This is a genomic window from Nibrella viscosa, from assembly GCF_039541875.1.
GTDB classification, from domain to species: Bacteria; Bacteroidota; Bacteroidia; order Cytophagales; family Spirosomataceae; genus Nibrella; species Nibrella viscosa.
In genome coordinates this window covers 634,916-653,138 of the sequence record NZ_BAABHB010000003.1, presented here as the reverse complement: position 1 = coordinate 653,138, position 18,223 = coordinate 634,916, and the positions used below count along the sequence as shown (strand labels likewise).

Annotated in this window: 15 protein-coding genes; 11 read left to right on the top strand and 4 right to left on the bottom strand. The window is 51.1% G+C overall.

From position 1 onward, the window contains the following. The first annotated feature begins 815 nt into the window (after positions 1 to 815). Both ABD931_RS11335 and ABD931_RS11330 read left to right on the top strand, forming a co-directional pair. Positions 816 to 1,493 (top strand): response regulator, encoded by a 678-nt coding sequence (locus ABD931_RS11335; RefSeq protein WP_345267057.1) that lies wholly within the window; start codon positions 816 to 818, stop codon positions 1,491 to 1,493. Then, positions 1,490 to 2,887, top strand: a complete 1,398-nt coding sequence (locus tag ABD931_RS11330; protein WP_345267055.1) for a sensor histidine kinase — start codon at positions 1,490 to 1,492, stop codon at positions 2,885 to 2,887. Before ABD931_RS11335 ends, ABD931_RS11330 begins: the two co-directional genes overlap by 4 nt. Before the next feature lie 284 nt (positions 2,888 to 3,171). On the opposite strand, the gene ABD931_RS11325 is transcribed toward ABD931_RS11330, so the two are convergent. The 3 genes from ABD931_RS11325 to ABD931_RS11315 form a co-directional block, all read right to left on the bottom strand. Then, entirely contained in the window at positions 3,172 to 4,767 is a 1,596-nt protein-coding gene (locus tag ABD931_RS11325; protein WP_345267053.1) for a peptide chain release factor 3, read from the bottom strand. A 78-nt stretch (positions 4,768 to 4,845) separates the two neighbouring features. Continuing rightward, a complete protein-coding gene (locus tag ABD931_RS11320) occupies positions 4,846 to 6,255 on the bottom strand; it encodes a BamA/TamA family outer membrane protein (protein ID WP_345267051.1) in 1,410 nt (469 codons plus the stop codon). Between the two features lie 56 nt (positions 6,256 to 6,311). Then, positions 6,312 to 7,652, bottom strand: a complete 1,341-nt coding sequence (locus ABD931_RS11315; RefSeq protein WP_345267241.1) for a DEAD/DEAH box helicase — start codon at positions 7,650 to 7,652, stop codon at positions 6,312 to 6,314. Positions 7,653 to 7,999: 347 nt separating this feature from the next. On the opposite strand from ABD931_RS11315, the gene ABD931_RS11310 reads away from it, so the two are divergent. Further along, a complete protein-coding gene (locus tag ABD931_RS11310; protein ID WP_345267049.1) occupies positions 8,000 to 9,385 on the top strand; it encodes an MFS transporter in 1,386 nt (461 codons plus the stop codon). Between the two features lie 33 nt (positions 9,386 to 9,418). Next, positions 9,419 to 10,387 carry a carbohydrate kinase family protein gene (locus ABD931_RS11305; protein WP_345267047.1) on the top strand — a complete coding sequence of 323 codons (969 nt, stop codon included), beginning with the start codon at positions 9,419 to 9,421 and terminating at the stop codon, positions 10,385 to 10,387. A gap of 35 nt (positions 10,388 to 10,422) precedes the next feature. On the opposite strand, the gene lgt is transcribed toward ABD931_RS11305, so the two are convergent. Further along, complete coding sequence (gene lgt / locus ABD931_RS11300; protein WP_345267045.1) at positions 10,423 to 11,364, bottom strand: prolipoprotein diacylglyceryl transferase; 942 nt, start codon at positions 11,362 to 11,364, stop codon at positions 10,423 to 10,425. Between the two features lie 108 nt (positions 11,365 to 11,472). On the opposite strand from lgt, the gene yidD reads away from it, so the two are divergent. From yidD to ABD931_RS11265, 7 genes are all read left to right on the top strand, one after another. Continuing rightward, complete coding sequence (yidD, locus tag ABD931_RS11295) at positions 11,473 to 11,682, top strand: membrane protein insertion efficiency factor YidD (RefSeq protein ID WP_345267042.1); 210 nt, start codon at positions 11,473 to 11,475, stop codon at positions 11,680 to 11,682. Positions 11,683 to 11,832: 150 nt separating this feature from the next. Next, positions 11,833 to 12,213, top strand: coding sequence for a co-chaperone GroES (locus ABD931_RS11290; RefSeq protein WP_345267040.1), 381 nt, complete (start codon positions 11,833 to 11,835; stop codon positions 12,211 to 12,213). 71 nt (positions 12,214 to 12,284) lie between these two features. Next, positions 12,285 to 12,674 carry a DUF4174 domain-containing protein gene (locus ABD931_RS11285; RefSeq protein WP_345267038.1) on the top strand — a complete coding sequence of 130 codons (390 nt, stop codon included), beginning with the start codon at positions 12,285 to 12,287 and terminating at the stop codon, positions 12,672 to 12,674. Positions 12,675 to 12,787: 113 nt separating this feature from the next. Next, a complete protein-coding gene (locus ABD931_RS11280) occupies positions 12,788 to 13,660 on the top strand; it encodes an SDR family oxidoreductase (protein ID WP_345267036.1) in 873 nt (290 codons plus the stop codon). A 189-nt stretch (positions 13,661 to 13,849) separates the two neighbouring features. Then, a complete protein-coding gene (locus ABD931_RS11275; RefSeq protein WP_345267034.1) occupies positions 13,850 to 14,782 on the top strand; it encodes an alpha/beta fold hydrolase in 933 nt (310 codons plus the stop codon). A 1,466-nt stretch (positions 14,783 to 16,248) separates the two neighbouring features. Beyond that, the gene (locus ABD931_RS11270) at positions 16,249 to 17,589 is read left to right on the top strand and encodes a DEAD/DEAH box helicase (RefSeq protein ID WP_345267032.1); all 1,341 of its coding nucleotides are present in this window, start codon (positions 16,249 to 16,251) and stop codon (positions 17,587 to 17,589) included. Between the two features lie 398 nt (positions 17,590 to 17,987). Next, complete coding sequence (locus ABD931_RS11265; RefSeq protein ID WP_345267030.1) at positions 17,988 to 18,128, top strand: hypothetical protein; 141 nt, start codon at positions 17,988 to 17,990, stop codon at positions 18,126 to 18,128. The last annotated feature ends 95 nt before the right edge of the window (positions 18,129 to 18,223 follow it).

Genomic DNA, 18,223 nt, shown 5'->3' with positions numbered 1-18,223 from the left:
CAGACAATGAGATACCACCGTACTACCCAGCCCGTTTATGGCACCTTTTACCGGCTTCTGGCCCTGGTTACCATGATGGGGCTGGCTTATTTTGCGCAAGCCTGATTATAGGGGATTTGGATATCAGAATGGGCAGCCAATTAACAGGCAAATCTATATTGATAATCCCAACAGCTCACCTAAGTAGTTCCTGCAAGTTTTCCTGGTTGGCAAACCTTCATATATTTCATTTTTTCAATTTTATTTATTACTTTTACTGTCAGATTCAGGTATATCCCTATTTTAGGGGTATAGTATGTGACAATTGGCAGCCCGACACGGCAAAGGGAAATTAAGTCAATTTTAACTCATCGTTAACCTGGTTTTAAGAATGAAGTGCGAAATTTGTATCAGATAATCAGCGGAGACCGCAAGCTCTCCTAAACTGAAAAAGACATTACTTAGTTAAGTATAATGATCCTTTACAAAGGGAAGGTTGAACATCAAGATTGGTTGCCATACGGCAACACATCTTGAAATGGTGTGGATAGAAGCGGAAAGCCGTCGGAGAATCTCCGTCGGCTTTTTTGTTCATGGTTCATTATACCACTGATTTCAACCAGCTTTAACTGGCTTTTAATCTGGGCTTCACTTCGTTTTAACGTGTGACTACCATATTTACCTGATGCATTTTGGATACCGAAAGGTGGGCATAATCCGGCAAAACTGATCATTACGGACGTTTCTGTCTGCCGGGCATTCAGAATACTTGTGCAGTAAATAAATATAGACATAAAGTTTTTTTATAATTTGCAACTACCAAGTAGTTTGCAGATATGAAAATTCTGGTTGTAGAAGACGAACCCAAATTAGCCTCATTTGTGAAAAGAGGCCTTGAAGAACAATCCTGTGAAGTAGATGTTGCTTACGACGGCCAGATTGGCCAGGCCATGGCGCTGAGCAACAACTATGACGTAATCGTGCTGGATGTAAACCTGCCGAAGATGAATGGCTTCGACCTGGCCCAGTCGCTGCGGAAGCATCAGATAAAAACACCTATTCTGATGCTGACTGCCCTGGGATCGGTTGAAGATAAACTGGAAGGTTTTGAGTCCGGCGCTGATGATTACCTGGTTAAGCCGTTTGAATTCCGGGAGTTAATGGCACGGTTACGTGCCTTGTACAAACGAGGCCAGGACACAGGAGTCAAAGCAAACGTATTAAAAGTAGCCGATCTGGAACTGGATCTGAACGAAAAAGTAGCCCGCCGGGGTGGCAAACGTATCGAACTGACCGCCAAAGAGTTTGGGTTACTGGAATACCTGATGCGAAATCGGGGCCGGGTGGTATCCCGGATCGATATTGCCGAAAAAGTCTGGGATATTCATTTCGATACAGGCACCAACGTGATCGATGTCTACGTCAATTTCCTTCGAAAGAAGGTTGATAAAGACTTTCCCGCCCGGCTTATTCATACCGTAATCGGGATGGGGTACATGTTAAAAGAAGAATGACTATTCGGACACGCTTAACGCTGTTGTTTTTGCTGCTGGTGGCCTCCATCATGCTGCTTTTCTCCGTCTCTATTTATTACCTGTTTGATCAGTTCAGAGAGGATGAATTTCAACAACGTTTGGAGAATAAAGCCTCCGCTGTCTTACGGGGAGAAGCCAGCTCCAGAACCAACATGCTGGGCGGTACTCCACCGCTCTTTGAGGAGCAAATAGCCGTTTTTGATTTAAATGGCCGTTTTATTTTTCGTAACGGCGTTTCCAAACCTGTTATTACCAGCGACCTTATTCGGCAGGTTCAAACGCTGGGACAGGCAAAATTCAGCGAAGATGGCCAGGAATTACTGGGGCTTCGGTTCCGGAATAAGAATGATAAACCGCTGCTGGTTTTTGTTTCCGGTTACGACCACTTCGGATTTTCCAAATTACAACGACTTCGGCAAATTCTGCTGTTCGGCTGGCTCTGTAGTTTGGTCATTGTAGGGATTGCGGGTTGGGTATTTGCCACCGATACCATCCGGCCGGTCTCACTGATTATTGATCAGGTTAACGCTATATCAGCCACCAGTATTCATAACCGGCTTCGGATCGGTGCCCAGCGGGATGAATTGTCAAAACTAGCCTATACTTTCAATAATATGCTTAGTCGGCTTGAAGAGGCCTTTGTTGCGCAAAAGAGTTTTGTTTCTCATGCTTCTCACGAGCTCCGGACCCCGCTTACTGTTATGATGGGGCAGATTGAAGTAACGCTTATGCAATCGCGAACCAAAGCTGAATATGAAACCACGTTACTGGCGGTACTCGACGAAGTAAAGCGCATGAATAATCTGGTTAGCGGCCTGCTCGAACTGGCGAGGGTAAATTCCGATACCTCTACCCTGCCCTTTAAACCCGTCCGGATCGACGAGCTCCTCTGGCAGGCCAGGGGCAATCTGCTGCATAAATCACCCAGCTATCAGGTTCAGATTGATTTCCAGAACCTGCCCGATCGGGAAGAAGACCTTACCATTATGGCTGAAGAGTCGCTGTTGCAGACGGCTTTCCAGAATTTAATGGAGAATGGCTGCAAATATTCTTCTAATGAGAGTGTATTGGTGCAGATCTCTTTTCAGACTGGTCAGATTCAACTGATGTTTATTGACAGGGGCTTCGGTATTCCGGAAGCGGACCTTCCCCATGTGTTTAATCCTTTTTACCGGGCTAAAGAAACAATCGGCATTGAAGGGCATGGTATTGGCCTGGCCTTAACCCACCGGATCATAGCTATTCATCAGGGACAGATTTGGATAGACTCCCAAAAAGGCAAAGGAACCACCATTTATGTAACCTTTGCACTCCAGGAGACTGTCGGTAAGTACGAAAACTCCCCTGTTACTCCGCACCGGACGTTTATCTGATCAAGCTGCGAAAGTTTAGTTTCTATTTCAGAGGGAAAAATAAAGTCCAGCCAGGTGGCCGGACTTTATTTTTCCCTCAGTCTCAATTACTTTACAACGCCTTAACTCCTCTCGACCTGAGTACAACTCAACCTCTTACCAAACAACTTTTGCACTCAGCCCTATTGTTTTAAATATACTATTATAACCCGGCTGCCTTCAGTTTTGTTTAACGTTTGTTCAACATTTTTAAGCAAAAAATAAAAAAGCGTTTTTCTCCCGAAACAAAGGCGTATTAAGCCGATTTAAAACTCAACTGCGGTCTTGAATTCCGACGTCAAATGAAACTTTATATCAGGGTTGTTATCCCGGTTCATGCGCAGCATCCAGTCTGAGTCGGCCAGGAAGACCGGATTCTGGTCTTTATCGTAGGCGATCTGCAGGCCCTTTAGCCGGATAAATTCGTTTAGCTTTTTCTTGTCATCGGAGGTAATCCAGCAGGCCCGGCTGATGTTCATCGGCACCCACCGGCATTTGGCACCGTATTCGTGCTCCAACCGGTACTGAATCACATCAAACTGAAGGTCTCCCACAGTTCCGACAATTTTCCGGTTACCCACCGATAGGGTAAACAACTGCGCAACGCCTTCGTCGGTCAATTGCTGAATACCCTTCTCCAGTTGCTTGGACTTCATGGGGTCGGTATTGATGAGTTCCTTAAAGATTTCGGGCGAGAAGCTGGGAATGCCCTGAAATTGAAGCTCCTCGCCTTCGGTGAGTGTATCCCCAATTTTGAAGGTACCGGTATCGTACAGGCCGACTACATCGCCCGGAAATCCTTCCTCTACCAGGCTTTTACTGTCGGCCATGAAGCTAAAAGGGCTGGCAAACCGCACATCCTTATCGAGCCGCGTATGGTGGTAGAACTTATTCCGTTCGAACTTACCGGAGCAAATGCGCAAAAAAGCAATGCGGTCGCGGTGGCGCGGGTCCAGGTTAGCGTGAATTTTAAAGATAAAACCGCTGAAATTCTTTTCATCCGGGTTTACCACGCGTTTGTCTGTTGGGCGGCTGATGGGCTCCGGCGAAATCTCGCAAAACGTATCGAGCAGTTCTTTTACGCCAAAGTTATTGACAGCACTTCCAAAAAACACCGGTGCCAGCTGGCCTGCCCGGTAAGTGTCCGGATCAAACGGATCATATACGCCCTCAATCAGTTCTACATCTTCCCGGAGTTGGGCGGCATCGCGGGCCCCCAGCTTTTCGTCAAGCAGTGTACCATCGAGGTCAATCGGCAGCACATCGTCTTCCACTTTGGTTTTGTTGACTTTAAAGAAGTAAAGCTTCTTTTCATACAGGCTGTATACCCCTTTAAAGTCGCTGCCCATATTGACGGGCCAGGTAAGCGGGCGTACCCGTATGTTCAGTTTTTCCTCCAGTTCATCGAGCAGGTCGAACGGATTCTTGCCTTCGCGGTCGAGTTTGTTCACGAAAATAATTACGGGCGTATCGCGCATCCGGCAAACCTCCATGAGCCGCTCGGTCTGTTCCTCCACCCCTTTTACGCAGTCGATCACCAGAATCACACTATCTACCGCCGTCAGGGTCCGGTAGGTATCCTCGGCAAAATCTTTGTGACCGGGGGTATCCAGAATGTTTATTTTGAGATCGTTGTAATGGAAGGTCATCACCGATGTGGCAACGGAAATACCCCGCTGCTTTTCGATCTCCATGAAGTCGGAGGTTGCCGACTTTTTTATTTTATTGGATTTTACGGCCCCGGCGGTTTGAATGGCTCCGCCAAACAGCAGCAGTTTTTCCGTCAGCGTAGTTTTACCGGCATCCGGGTGACTGATGATGGCGAACGTCCGGCGACGGCCGATTTCCTGATGTATGCTCATTTTGTATTTTCCTCAGAACTTAAGCTCAAATTTACGCATTTTTCAGTATTTTACCGACACCTTCTCCGCCTGTCCGGTTTAGATCTCCTGCAGGATATTGACAAAAAAGCCGGTCTGTCCCTGCCGGTTTAGCGAGAAGCTGAACCGCCCCACCAGGTTGTAGAACGTTACCACATCCAGGCTGACACCGGTACCCAGCAGCCAGGTATTGGCCAGCCGGCTCTCATACTGCCGGGCCACCGTGCTGCCCACATAACCGGCGTCGGCAAAAACGTTGACGTACGCAGCCAGCGGCAGGGTATTGAATTGGCGCACCGGCACCCACTTCAGTTGCTTGCGAACGTTGAAGAGCTGATACTTCAGGTTGTTCCGCCACAGAAAATAGCGCTGCCCGTCTACCACGTATAATTCATACCCCCGCGCAAAATTATCGAGCGTACCCAGGCCCCGCAGATTGAAATAGGGTTGCCGATCGGGCCAGGAGTATTTAACCCGCCATCCGCTGTTGGCGTAAAAATGACCACCCAGCGGCCAGAAGCGGGTCAGACCGCCCAATAGCTCGGTCTGGTGCAGGTCATCGGTGGGGAGCACGCCTATCTGCGTGGCCGTAAGTCGCAGCCAGGTGCCCTGAAGCGGATACGCCACGGCATCGCGCCGGTCGTACGTATACACATACGAAAGCTGGAGGTAACGCTGGCGCGTGCGGCCATCGAGAAAATAATCGGGGTTAAGCCGGGCTACTGTATCGGCAATGGTATTTTGGTAAAACCGGCTGTCGAACTGGTGAAAGTGGTAGAAACCGTTCCGGCGGGTCAGGATAACGGCCGCATACGCTCGTTCCCGCATCAGGTCGTTGCTCCGGAAATACAGCCACTTATCGGCTGCGGTCCGATATGGCACATCCCGGTTGGTGGCGTAGCTGAAATCAATGCGGAGGCCGGTGCGCTGCGCCCGATCGATATAAGGCCGGGCGTAGGACAGCACGGTCCGGCGGGTGAAGCCAAACTCCATAATCAACGCCAGCCGGTCGCCCACGCCGGTGACATTCCGGTAGCTCGCCCGCCCGCCGTAGATGGTTCGTCGCAGGTCCCGGCCCCGTTCGTACCACCACTCGTTGATGTTTCGGTCGGCCAGGTCGAAGGTGGGTATCACAAAAATGTACCACCGCTCCTTCATGTTGACATCCACGTCGATCTGGCGAATCAGGCTGGTACTGTCGCCCACGGGTGTAGCTGCCACATCAACCGTGATGAACAGGTTGGTATTGGAAATTTTGCGCTGATCCCAGGCTAATTTGCCCGGCAGTTCACTACGGCTTAGGGTATCGCCGGTGTGAACAGCCATTTCGCGCAGGATAATACGATCCCGGGTGCGGTAATTGCCGTGCAGATTAACCGAGCGCACCACAACCAGCGAATCGGCCGGTGCCGGTATGGTTACCGGCTGCACCATGTACAGACAAGACCAGAAAAAGGTAATCAGCAGCATTCGGGGCGACCCAGTCCGGCCGTTTGTTTCAACAAATATAGCCGTTTGGTCACAAACTACAGGGTATTTGCCGGACCGGTAGTATTCTCAAAGGCCGGAGCAGGTGCCCCCGGGTTGTCGTTACCAGGGCGGGGCCGACGGTTCTTGTTCCGCCGTTTATTGGAACGAGCCGGCTTATTGCCACCAGCAGCGGCTTCTCCGTTAACCGCTGTGGCTTCCTGTTTTGGTGATGCCGATTGGGAAGTCCGGCGACTTTTCTTGTTTCGTTGTTTATCGCGTGCCCCCCGAAATAACCGTGGGTTAAACGCAGGAGCTGCGCCCAGACCCAGTTCTTCGGTGATGGCCCGCTTCTCCACTTCATGTTCCAGCAGCCGCTCAATGCGCAGAATACGATCCTGATCCTGATCGCTGATAAAGGTAATGGCCGTACCCGTCGCTTCGGCACGGGCGGTGCGGCCGATGCGGTGAATATAATCTTCGGCATCACGGGGAATGTCGAAGTTGACAACATGCGTCAGGTTATCAATGTCGATACCGCGCGACAACACATCGGTTGCCACCAGAATCGGGAACTGTTTGTTTTTAAAATCCCGCAGCACAACCTCCCGTTCATCCTGGCTGCTGTCGGAAGAAATACCGCGGGCACCGTACCCCAGCCGGACCAGATCCCGCACAATGACATTGACGTTCGATTTGCGGGAAGTAAACAGCACCATGCTCTGCACCCCACCGGTCTGCTTCATCAGGTGCGCCAGCAAGGGGAGTTTCTGCCGGTCATAGGCCAGGTAAAACTGCTGGTCGACGCGCTCAGCGGGTTTAGACACTGCCAGGCGGATTTCTTCCGGTTCCTGAAGAATACGTTTGGCAAACTCCCGGATTTTGTTGGGCATAGTCGCCGAGAACAGCAGCGTTTGCCGTTTAACGGGTAACTTCCGCACAATATTCAGAATATCATCGGAAAAGCCCATGTCGAGCATTTTATCGGCTTCGTCCAGCACCAGGTAATCCAGTTTGTCGAAATTGACGTAGCCCATCTGCATATGGGCAATCAGCCGGCCGGGCGTGGCAATAATAATGTCGGCCCCGGTAGTGAGGGCCCGCCGTTGCTGATCCCAGTTCTCGCTTTTGCCACCCCCGTAAATAGCGATGCTGGTTGCCGACACGAAATAAGCGAAGCCTTCGACCTGATCGTCGATCTGCTTAGCCAGCTCGCGGGTCGGAACCAGAATAAGTGTACTGGTATGGTCGTGATTAGCGTGGGAGATCCGGTCCAGCAATGGAATCAGATAAGCCGCCGTTTTGCCGGTACCGGTCTGGGCGCAGGCGATTAAGTCTTTACCGGCCAGAATTGTAGGGATAGCCTGCTCCTGAATGGGGGTAGCCTGCTTGTAGTTCATGGCCTCAACGCCCGACAGCAGGTCGTCGTGGAGGTTAAATTCGTTAAATGTCAAGGTTCAGCGTTGATCTAATTGTAAGAAAGCTGACCTTACTTCCCTGGCCAGCAAACCGCTTGATTTGTAACAAATATACATATTATTAGGAAGAAAGGTTCGCATCGGTGCATCAATCACTGTTGACCGCACCTGCCGAACCGGTGGATGCCCCGGCAGGTGCGGTCTCAGGGGAACCGTTTTTTCCTGTTCTCACTGGCTTTGATAGTCTATATTATCTTTAAATACTCCAAAGTAATTAGTATCATTGCCTTTTTTCAGGCAAAACTGACCGCTGAAAATCTCGAAAACCTATGCAACATGAGAAAATTGAGAAGCCGGTAACCGACAGACCGACCGATAAGCCTTCCCTGAGTTTCTGGCAGATCTGGAACATGAGTTTTGGCTTTCTGGGCATTCAGTACGGCTTTGGGCTTCAGCAGGCCAATATGAGTCCTATTTTCCGCTACCTGGACGCCGATGAAGCAGCCATTCCGGCACTATGGCTGGCGGGGCCGGTAACGGGTCTGCTAATCCAGCCCATTATTGGTGCTATGAGTGATCGCACCTGGTCGGCACGCTGGGGTCGCCGGAAACCATATTTTCTGATTGGGGCACTTATTACCAGCCTGGCCCTCATTCTGATGCCAAACTCATCGGCGCTCTGGATGGCGGCCAGCCTGATGTGGCTGCTGGATGCTGGTCTGAACGTAACGATGGAACCCTTCCGGGCGTTTATCGGCGATAAGCTCAATGTACAGCAGCGGACGCTGGGGTTCGCCGTGCAGAGCTTCTTTGTTGGCTTCGGGCAGACGCTGGCCAATCTGATGCCGTTTATCCTGCCTGTTTTTGGGCTCACCATTGCGGCCGCCGGCACCAACAATATTCCGGATTTTGTAAAGTATTCTTTTTATATCGGAGCCGTGGCCGTGCTGGGGGCGGTTCTCTGGACCGTGTACACAACGGATGAATACCCGCCCGAAAACATGGCGGAGTTTGAGCGCCAGAAGAAAGAAGGCGGTGGGGTACTGGGCGCGTTTACAGAAGTAGCCCACGCCCTGCGCGAAATGCCGCCCACCATGCGGCAACTGTGGTGGGTGAAGTTCTTTACCTGGTATGGCCTGCCCCTGATGTGGCAGTACCTGTCGCTGGCTATTGCCCGCCATGCCTACAATGCGCCGGATGCCGATTCTGCCGGCTTTGCCGAAGGTACCCGCTGGGGCAGTTTATGCTTTGCGCTGTTTAATGTAGGCTGTTTCGGTATTTCGTTTTTTCTGCCGGCCATTGCCAAAGTCATCAGCCGTCGGGGTACGCACGCCCTGTTTCTGTCCATCGGCGGACTGGGCTTTCTGTCGATGCTGCTGTCAAACGATAAAAGCATCTTTGTGATCGGTATGACGCTGGTTGGACTAGCCTGGGGCTCTATTATGTCGATGCCCTATGTGATGCTGTCGACCTCGGTACCGAAAGAACGCATGGGCGTATACATGGGTATTTTCAACGGATTTATTGTGGTGCCGCAGATCATCAATATGGTTACCATTCCGTTCCTGTATGATAGTGTACTGGGCAGCGATCCGCGCAATGCGCTGGTGCTATGTGGTATCTGCCTGTTTCTGGCCGCCGGAGCCTGTTTCTTCGTGAAGGAAACCGTACGCAGCGAGAAGGCCGCCTTCCCCACCGGCCCAGGTGGTAACTAACTCTATTTGGCTGTTTAGACCGAACTACGTTCTGTGAACCAACCGAATCAAACCGGCTCGCCCGCCCTCGACCGCACCTATGCACTGCTGGCAGTGGGTGAACTGCTGGTGGACCTGATCGGCCACGACCTGGCCGGCAGCCTGCTGGATAGCCGTGATTTTCACCGCTACCAGGGCGGCAGCCCGGCCAATATGGCTGCCAATATGGCCCGACTGGGTAACCGAACCGCCCTGGTAGCCGGCGTTGGCCAGGATAATCTGGGCGTTTACCTGAAACAGCGCGTGGCCGAAGCGGGCGTGGATACCCGCTACATTGTCGACAATGCAGCGGTACCAACCAGTATTGTGGTGGTATCGCGCACAAAGGGAACGCCCGACTTTATCGCCTACCGCCAGGCCGACTGCCAAATCCGGCCTGAGCATCTACCGGACGATTTGCTGCACCAATCGGCTATTTTCCATACTACCTGCTTTGCTTTGAGCAGGCAACCCGCACAGGATGCCATTGTAGAGGCAGCCGGCCGGGCGTGCCGCTTCGGGGCTCAGGTGTCCATTGATGCTAATTATGCCGGCCAAATCTGGCCCGACCGCGATGGTGCCCGGCGGGTTATTCAGAATTATTGCGCGGCTAAAGCGTTTGTCAAACTCAGCGAAGATGATGCGGCCCGGTTGTACGGTAGCTCGCAGTCGACCGACCGGATCATTGGCGATTTCCACGAAATGGGTGCCCGTCTGGTGTGCCTGACGCTGGGAGCCGAGGGGAGTCTGGTATCGTACGACGAGGGGCGGCAGCGCGTCCGGATACCTGGCCGGCGCATTGAGGTGAAAGATGCTACCGGTGCGGGCGATGCCTACTGGGCGGGGTTTCTGACGGCCTGGCTCGATGGCAAAACGCCGGAACAATGCGCCTTTGCCGGTGTGGCGCTGGCCGAACTGAAACTCACCCGCAACGGACCGCTACCCAATAAAATTGACCGTACCTTCCTTTACCAATCCATCTAAAACCCGTAATAAGGCATCGCTATGCTAATAATTACTTACTCCTGAGGAACGGAACTGTTTACCTGCGGGTGGCTCCGAAAGCTCCGGATCAGGAAAAACAGCCCCAGCAGCACAGCCGGTATGCTCAGAATCTGCCCCATGTTCAGGACCATCGTGTTCTCGAATGCTTCCTGATTTTCTTTCAGGAATTCGTAAAGGAAACGCAAGGTAAAAATCCAGACCATAAACAGCCCGAACAGCAGACCGCGGGGAGTACGGGCTTTATACCGGTTCCAGAGGCCCAGCAGAATCAGGAACAGGATCAGGCTGGAAATAGATTCGTATAACTGCGCCGGGTGGCGGCTCACCAGCATATAATCAAGATTTACGGTTCCATTTTTTATAGAAGTTATAACCTCCTCAAAGCGGGCCGGGTTCGCTTTGAGGGTACTGCTAAATGCCGAGTCTGTAAAAATCGGAAACTCGTCTCTGGCCCTGACAAACACAAAACCCCACGGCAGGTTGGTAGGTCTGCCGATAATTTCCGAGTTCATCAGGTTACCGAACCGGATAAACGAACCGGCCAGCGCAACCACAATGGCAATCCGGTCGAGTACCCACAAAAAGGTTTGCCCGGTCTTCCGGCTGGTGGCCCGGCGGGAGTAAATCCACAAGCCTGTGATGATACCGATGCCGGCACCGTGACTGGCCAGGCCACTGTAGGGTGGCAAGAGTACCTGCAGGGGATTTTTAAGCAGAAACTCAGGTTCATAAAACAGAAAGTGCCCAATCCGGGCACCCAGCACGGTGGTGATTACCATATACAACAACAGGGTGTCGGTATCTTCAACCGGTTTACCTTCTGTTTTAAAGATCCGCACCATGATCTGCATACCAATCAGAAAACCCAAGGCAAACAGAAGACCATACCAGCGGACGGAGAAAGAACCTACGTGAAAAATTTCGGGATCGACATCCCAAATAATGTATTGGAGCATAACGGATTGTTTTCGAAGTCGTTTTTGTTTAAACGAGGAAGATCTGGCAGCGATTGGTGTTGGTTCAATCGTTTGCCGACAAATATAAACGTTTTCCGGTAACCGGCTATGAAGCTTGTGCTGATTGGTTTTGTTCGATTTTATCAGGCCGCCATCTCGCCCTATTTCCCGAATGCGTGCCGCTACACCCCTACCTGTTCGCAGTATATGATTCAGGCGGTGCAAAAGTACGGGGTTCTAAAAGGTGGCCGGCTGGGCCTGAAACGCATTAGCCGCTGCCATCCCTGGGGAGGGCATGGGTATGATCCGGTACCTTGAGGTTTGACGTTTGAGGTTTGACGTTAAGTCGTCGATAGTATCCGAAGCTGACAAAATGGCGGAGTGTTGGAAATTGCCTGATTTTTGAACCATTGGGTAACACAATTCTTTTTACTAAAGACTATTGAGTAACCACTATCGACTATTGGTATGATGGAAATAACGGCAGATAACCGACTGAAACGCCTGCTGGTTGTGGGTGACCGGGTATTGATTAAGCCCAAAGGGCCAAGCGAACGTACATCAAGTGGCCTTTATCTTCCCCCTACCGTGCAGGAACGCGAGCAGGTGCAATCGGGCTATATCATTAAAGTGGGGCCGGGCTACCCGATACCGGCCGCCGTGGAAGACGAACCCTGGAAAGAAACCGAAGAAAAAGTAAAATATATGCCGTTGCAGGCACAGGAAGGCGACCTGGCCATTTACCTGCAGCGCAACGCCATTGAACTGGAATACGAAGGCGAGAAATACGTGATTGTACCGCAGGCATCTATCCTGCTGCTGGAACGTTCGGAGGATTTGTTTGACTAAACCGTTTAAACACTATGCGCTCCCGTTGGTTGATTATCCTGTTGATACTTACTATTGGATCTACTCTCGTTATGGAAAGCGTAGCAAATCAGCGAAAATCGCTCAAGGCGATTCTCGACGAAAAAAAGGATAATACGCGGGTGGTGCTAGTGTACGTCCGCGACGATGCTCAGCATTACCTGATCGAACAACAGGATAGTTTTAGAGCGGTGGAAGATGAATTCCGGGAGCGAGATATGGAAATCATTGCCCTGGTAGCCTCTACCCTGATGGAACCCGACCGCCAATTTCTGATGCAGAGCGAGTTTAAACTGGTACCGGCCGAAGACTATATGGGCTGGCTGATCGGCAAAGATGGTACTATAAAAAAGACCTTCACCGAACCCGTCGACCCAAAATCACTCTTCCAGCTAATTGACACTATGCCAATGCGGAAGCAGGAGATGAAGAAGAAGCACTAAGGGGCAGGTAGTGCTCAGTAGCACAGGTAGCAGGCAGTTGGCAGAAAAGATGCCGGCTGCCTGTTTTTTTAACTGTCGGCGGAGATTTGTCAACTTCCATTTATCTTTCCGTCATGAGTGAACGGATATTAATCACCGGTGCCAGCGGCAACGTCGGCACCGAAACTATTAACGCCCTGACCACCCGCAAGACCGGCGGTTATGAAGTACTGGCCGGCGTTCGCCATCCGGCAGAAGACCGCGCCGGTGTGCCCGACTCTGTTACTGATCTGGTCCGGCTGGATTTCACAAATCCCCGCACGTTCGACACCGCCCTGGAAGGCATTGACCGGGTATTGCTGGTGCGGCCACCCCAGCTTGCCGACGTAGCCAAATACTTTGCGCCCTTTGTAGCGGCCATGCAGCGAGCCGGCACCAAACAAGTGGTTTTTCTGTCCCTGCAAGGGGTAGAAAACAATCCCCTTACCCCGCACGCCAAGATCGAAACGCTGATTACCGAAGCTGGCCTCCCCTATACGTTTCTGCGGCCGAGCTTTTTTATGCAGAACCTCAGCACCACCCACCGAAAGGAAATCCGGGAGCGTAACGAGATCTTCGTGCCGGCCGGCAAGGGCAAAACCAGCTTCATTGATGTGCGCGACATTGGTGCCGTAGCTGCCCTGACCCTGACAAGTACCGGGCACATCAACAAAGCCTACGAGCTTACAGGCAGCGAAGCCCTCTCCTACTACGAGATTGCAGATATACTATCGGACGTACTGGACCGAAAAATCACCTACACTGACCCGTCCATTTTCCGTTTTGTCTGGCGCAAGCGCATCCGGGAGAATGTATCCCTGGGTTTTGTGCTGATTATGGTGGCCCTCTACTCGGTGGCTAAAGCCGGGCGAGCCGCCGGTCTGACCGATGAGATTCAGCGGCTGCTGGATCGCGCACCGATCGCGTTCCGGCAGTTTGCGGAGGATTATAGGCAGGTCTGGAAGTGAAATGTAAGATGGTGGCCCGGCACTTCGGCATCAGCAGGTGTTAACCCTCCAGCCCTACATCCTGACGCCTTTACGATATGATACGGATACGCAGAACTAATTCATTATTAGCAGAATAAGTAAGATAATCCGTATAAATATCCTAAGTTTAAGATTATTAACGTCGCAATCCAATCATACTCAGAAGCTATGCGACATATTCTATTCATCTATCTGCTGCTTATCACTACGCTATCGTCTTTCGGACAAACCAAAAAGGCGGAAGACCCAATAAAGCAGCCCATAAAAATTCTCGTAGGTGCTACTGAACTCCATTACATCGAGCAGGGACAGGGTGAGCCATTGATTCTTCTCCACGGCGGGCAGGGAGATTTTCGTTCATGGCCGCGACAAATAGAAGCATTGGCTCCAACCTATCGAGTTATTTCCTACAGCCGTCGCTACCACTACCCAAACGAAAACTCACTTACATCCACTAGTCATTCCGCCCTTATTGATGCCGGAGATCTGGCCGGTTTCATCTCGGCGCTTAAGATTGGCCCGGTGCATTTAGTCGGAACGTCTTATGGTGCCTTCACCGCGTTAGCCTTTGCTATTGATCATCCTGAGCTGGTTCGAACGATGGTGCTGGCCGAACCGCCGGTACTCCAATGGGCCAAAAGTACCGCTCGTGGCGCTGACCTATATCGTGAGTTTATGACAACCGTTCACGAGCCCGCCGGTAAAGCATTTGCAGCCGGAGACGATGAAGGAGCCATGCGTATCTTTATAAACAGGTTTGATGGACCGGGAGCGTTTGACTCCCTGCCGCCGGAGCGACGCAGGCCTCTAATGCAAAATGCCCGATTCTTCAAAGCAGTAACCGCTTCATCGGACCCGTTCCCCAACTTGTCCAAAGACAAAGTGAGACGGCTCTCAATACCTGTTCTGATTATACGTGGCGCTAATACAAAGGAGTTGGACATTCTGGTCAGCGAGGAACTTGGCCGCACCATCCCCAACGCAGAGAAAGCAGTCATTCCGCAGGCAGGCCATGGCTCACCCCGTCAGAACCCACCCGCATTCAACGAAGCGGTTCTTGATTTTCTGAAGCGGCACCCTGCTACTAATCGCTTCAGGTAATTACCACAAGGCAGGCCAGCCTCCCAGAATATCCGTTGGTATGATTTGCCGGCATGTAGTCCCCAGCCCTCCTCTACAATCTCTATTGCTCATTTTTAAGTAGTGATCTAATCCCGAATTCACGTTAGACAGAAGTTCTGTGCTATACCTGAATAGGTTTAATGGAAGTTACAAGGCCGATGCGACCCTGAGCACCAAAATACTACCTCACGTTCCGGCAAGTTATACAGCGGCCAGGACACACCGATGTCCCTGAACTGGTTAAGGCGAAGCATTACTTAGTCCATGGGATGCTTTCTGAATCTGACTATTACCGCAATAGAGGAATATACAGGTGAATTATTGGGTACTTTGCCGGAGTCTGCTCGACATTGGGTCTTCACACTGGTTTCTGCATATTTATAATTTGTTGAAATTCTTAATAGTCTATTCTCAGGTGCTCCCACAATGCTACACTCAGTCACTCCCTTAATTGGTCTCCGTAACATCTTTACCCGTAGTGAATCTGGCAGACCCACTAACAGCGAATCAGGCAGGCCAAATGGTACACAATCAGATTGGCCAGGCAACTTAGTAAACGTAACGATTACCTGCTTGGGCTGTGGACTTTCGCCGATCTCAAACGTATTTTTTCGGCTAATTGTCTTATGCGGTAAGCACATAGACACTGTCATGGTATGCTTCGTATAGGTGTTATATACCTGGATTTCAGCTGGTACCATAGAGGAGTCTGATTTAAAGTTGTTCGTGATAGCAAGCTCCAAATCGCCTTCTATTCGCGTGTGAGCGGGTACCCAAAAAGTCGCTTTATAGGGTTCGCTCTGAGTGGCCAACCCAGGCAATTTGGTTGCAGACAGCGCTGGGCTTGGTTGTGGACGATCTGACTCTGACAACTCCAAAGAGGTCGCCAGGGCGAGAGCAGCAATCCGGAGTTCATAACGGTTACAGGTTTAGCGTTAGACGTTGAAAATTCCTCATTTATAAGGACTCTGTCAATCTATCCAAAGAACTGTCTGAAGGTTATCCGCTATACGTTCTAAAAACCAGTCTGCCCTGAGCATTCATGAGCATTAACCAGCCAATACAGTTGGTCCAGGTCGGCCGCACAGTTAGGTTGCAACGTTTGGTTCGCTATCGCAGATTAGAACGTACCAATCTGGTAACTTAGCCCCAGAATAATATTTCCCAATGAGCTTTAGGTGAGAGTAAACTGGAGGTACTCTCCACCAGTATCCGCGGCCGTCTTAATGAAATGAAACGTTTCACCACTTTTCGGATTAGGTATGACTTGACCTGCCTTTGCCATAGCTGTCAGAGGATTGACCTGGTATAGTGAGTTTTCCAATACGTACATGGCCTATGGTAGAATGGATTTCAGGTATAAGGCGCGGGTGAGCAATTAGTGCGGAGGATTGTGAGGCAGTAAGCTCGAATTAATTAGGTCGGCAAACTGTTATGGCCTCACTATGACTTTTCAGGATTTAAACCTCAATAAACAGCTGCTCAATGCCCTCGACGATCTGGGCTTAACTACGCCGACGACCATTCAGGAGAAAGTCTTTTCGGTGGTGATGTCGGGCCGCGACGTGTGCGGCATTGCGCAGACCGGAACCGGCAAAACGCTGGCCTACCTGCTGCCCTGCCTGCGGCACTACCAGTTCTCAAAAGAAAAGCTGCCGCAACTGCTCATTCTGGTGCCCACCCGCGAACTGGTGGTGCAGGTGGTCGACACCATTAAGCAACTCAGCACTTATCTCAACCTGACTGTAGTTGGTATATATGGCGGGGTAAATACCAAAACCCAGATTGCCGAGGTGCAGGCCGGTGTCGACGTACTCGTGGCCACGCCCGGCCGCCTGATCGACCTGACCAGCGTTGGGGTGCTTAAGCTAAAGAATGTCAAACGGATTGTTATCGACGAAGTAGACGAGATGCTCAACCTGGGTTTCCGGCCGCAGCTTACGCGCATTCTGGATGTCTTGCCGCCCAAACGGCAGAACCTGTTGTTCTCGGCTACGCTGTCTGAGGAGGTGGAGGGACTGCTGGACAGTTATTTCGTAAATCCCGTCCGGGTAGAAGCCGCTCCGGTGGGCACCCCGCTCCAGAACATCGACCAGACGGCCTATGCCGTACCGAACTTCCACTCCAAAGTAAACCTGCTTGAAGCCCTGCTGTACCGCAATACCGACCTGAGCCGGGTGCTGGTCTTTACTGCCACCAAGCAACTGGCCGATGACCTGTTTGAGGTACTGCAACCCCGGCTTAAAGACGAAGACACGATTACGGTTATTCACTCCAACAAATCGCAAAATCACCGCTTCGAGAGCGTGCAACAGTTTCAGACGGGGCATTGCCGGGTGCTGATTGCCACCGACATTATTGCGCGGGGACTGGATATTGCCGACGTATCGCACGTCATCAACTTCGATTTGCCCGAGGAGCCCGAAACCTACATTCATCGCATCGGCCGGACGGGCCGCGCCGACAAACGGGGCACGGCCATTTCGTTTATTACCGATGGCGACCAGGACTACCAGGCCGCCATCGAATCGCTGATGAACTACGCCATTCCGCTGCTGCCACTGCCCAAAGGCCTCATCATCTCCGATGAACTAACGGAACACGAACAGCCGAAGGTAGTCATGAAAAACGTCGGGGTAAAACCAACCCGACCCGAAGAGGGCGGTGGGGCATACCACGACAAGATTGACAAGAACAAGAAGGTGAATGTCCGCCGGGACTACGAAGCCGAAAAGCGCCGGAAGTATGGGAAGCCTATCCGGAAAACCCGGCCGAATAACGGGTAGCGTTTGGCACAAAAAAAGAAGCCCGAGCGGTTTTCGCCCAGGCTGAAGCAACGTAACAGTTTAAAAACGATGGTTTACCGTTTTTATTGTGTGGTGTGAGCAATAGTGGATGTATTTTTCAAAATATTTTCAGGTTCGCTACTTCCGCCCATCCACAGTACAAGTTACTGCTCGTCCGCAACACAGTCGCAGACGAACGAAGGACCGGTCGGTTAATGCCGCACCGGTTTTTAGTATGTGTAAAGGTGCGTTTTACCGATCACTCAAAACTACAGCGATTCAAGTAAAATAGGAGTAACTTACCACTGTACTCGGAATCAGAAGGTTGGCTAACGCACTACAGCCTTTTTGTAAACTCCTGCTGAAGGGTTATCTTAGCCATCGGCAGCGATAACCCAATGGACACCTCCGAACAGGAGGCTTTCTTTGTCCGGAAATCAGGTCCGTTTGACAACCTGGCTCTGCTGAAACTGTGGACTGAATCAACACCGAGAGCCATTTACCCTACACGAAAAATAGGTACGCTGAATGAAGGCTAGGAAGCCAGTTTTATCGCCCTAACCAGCAATCCGCTGGAGGACTTTACACAAATACGGAACGTTAAGATTCGCTTCAAACAAGGGCAATTATTACG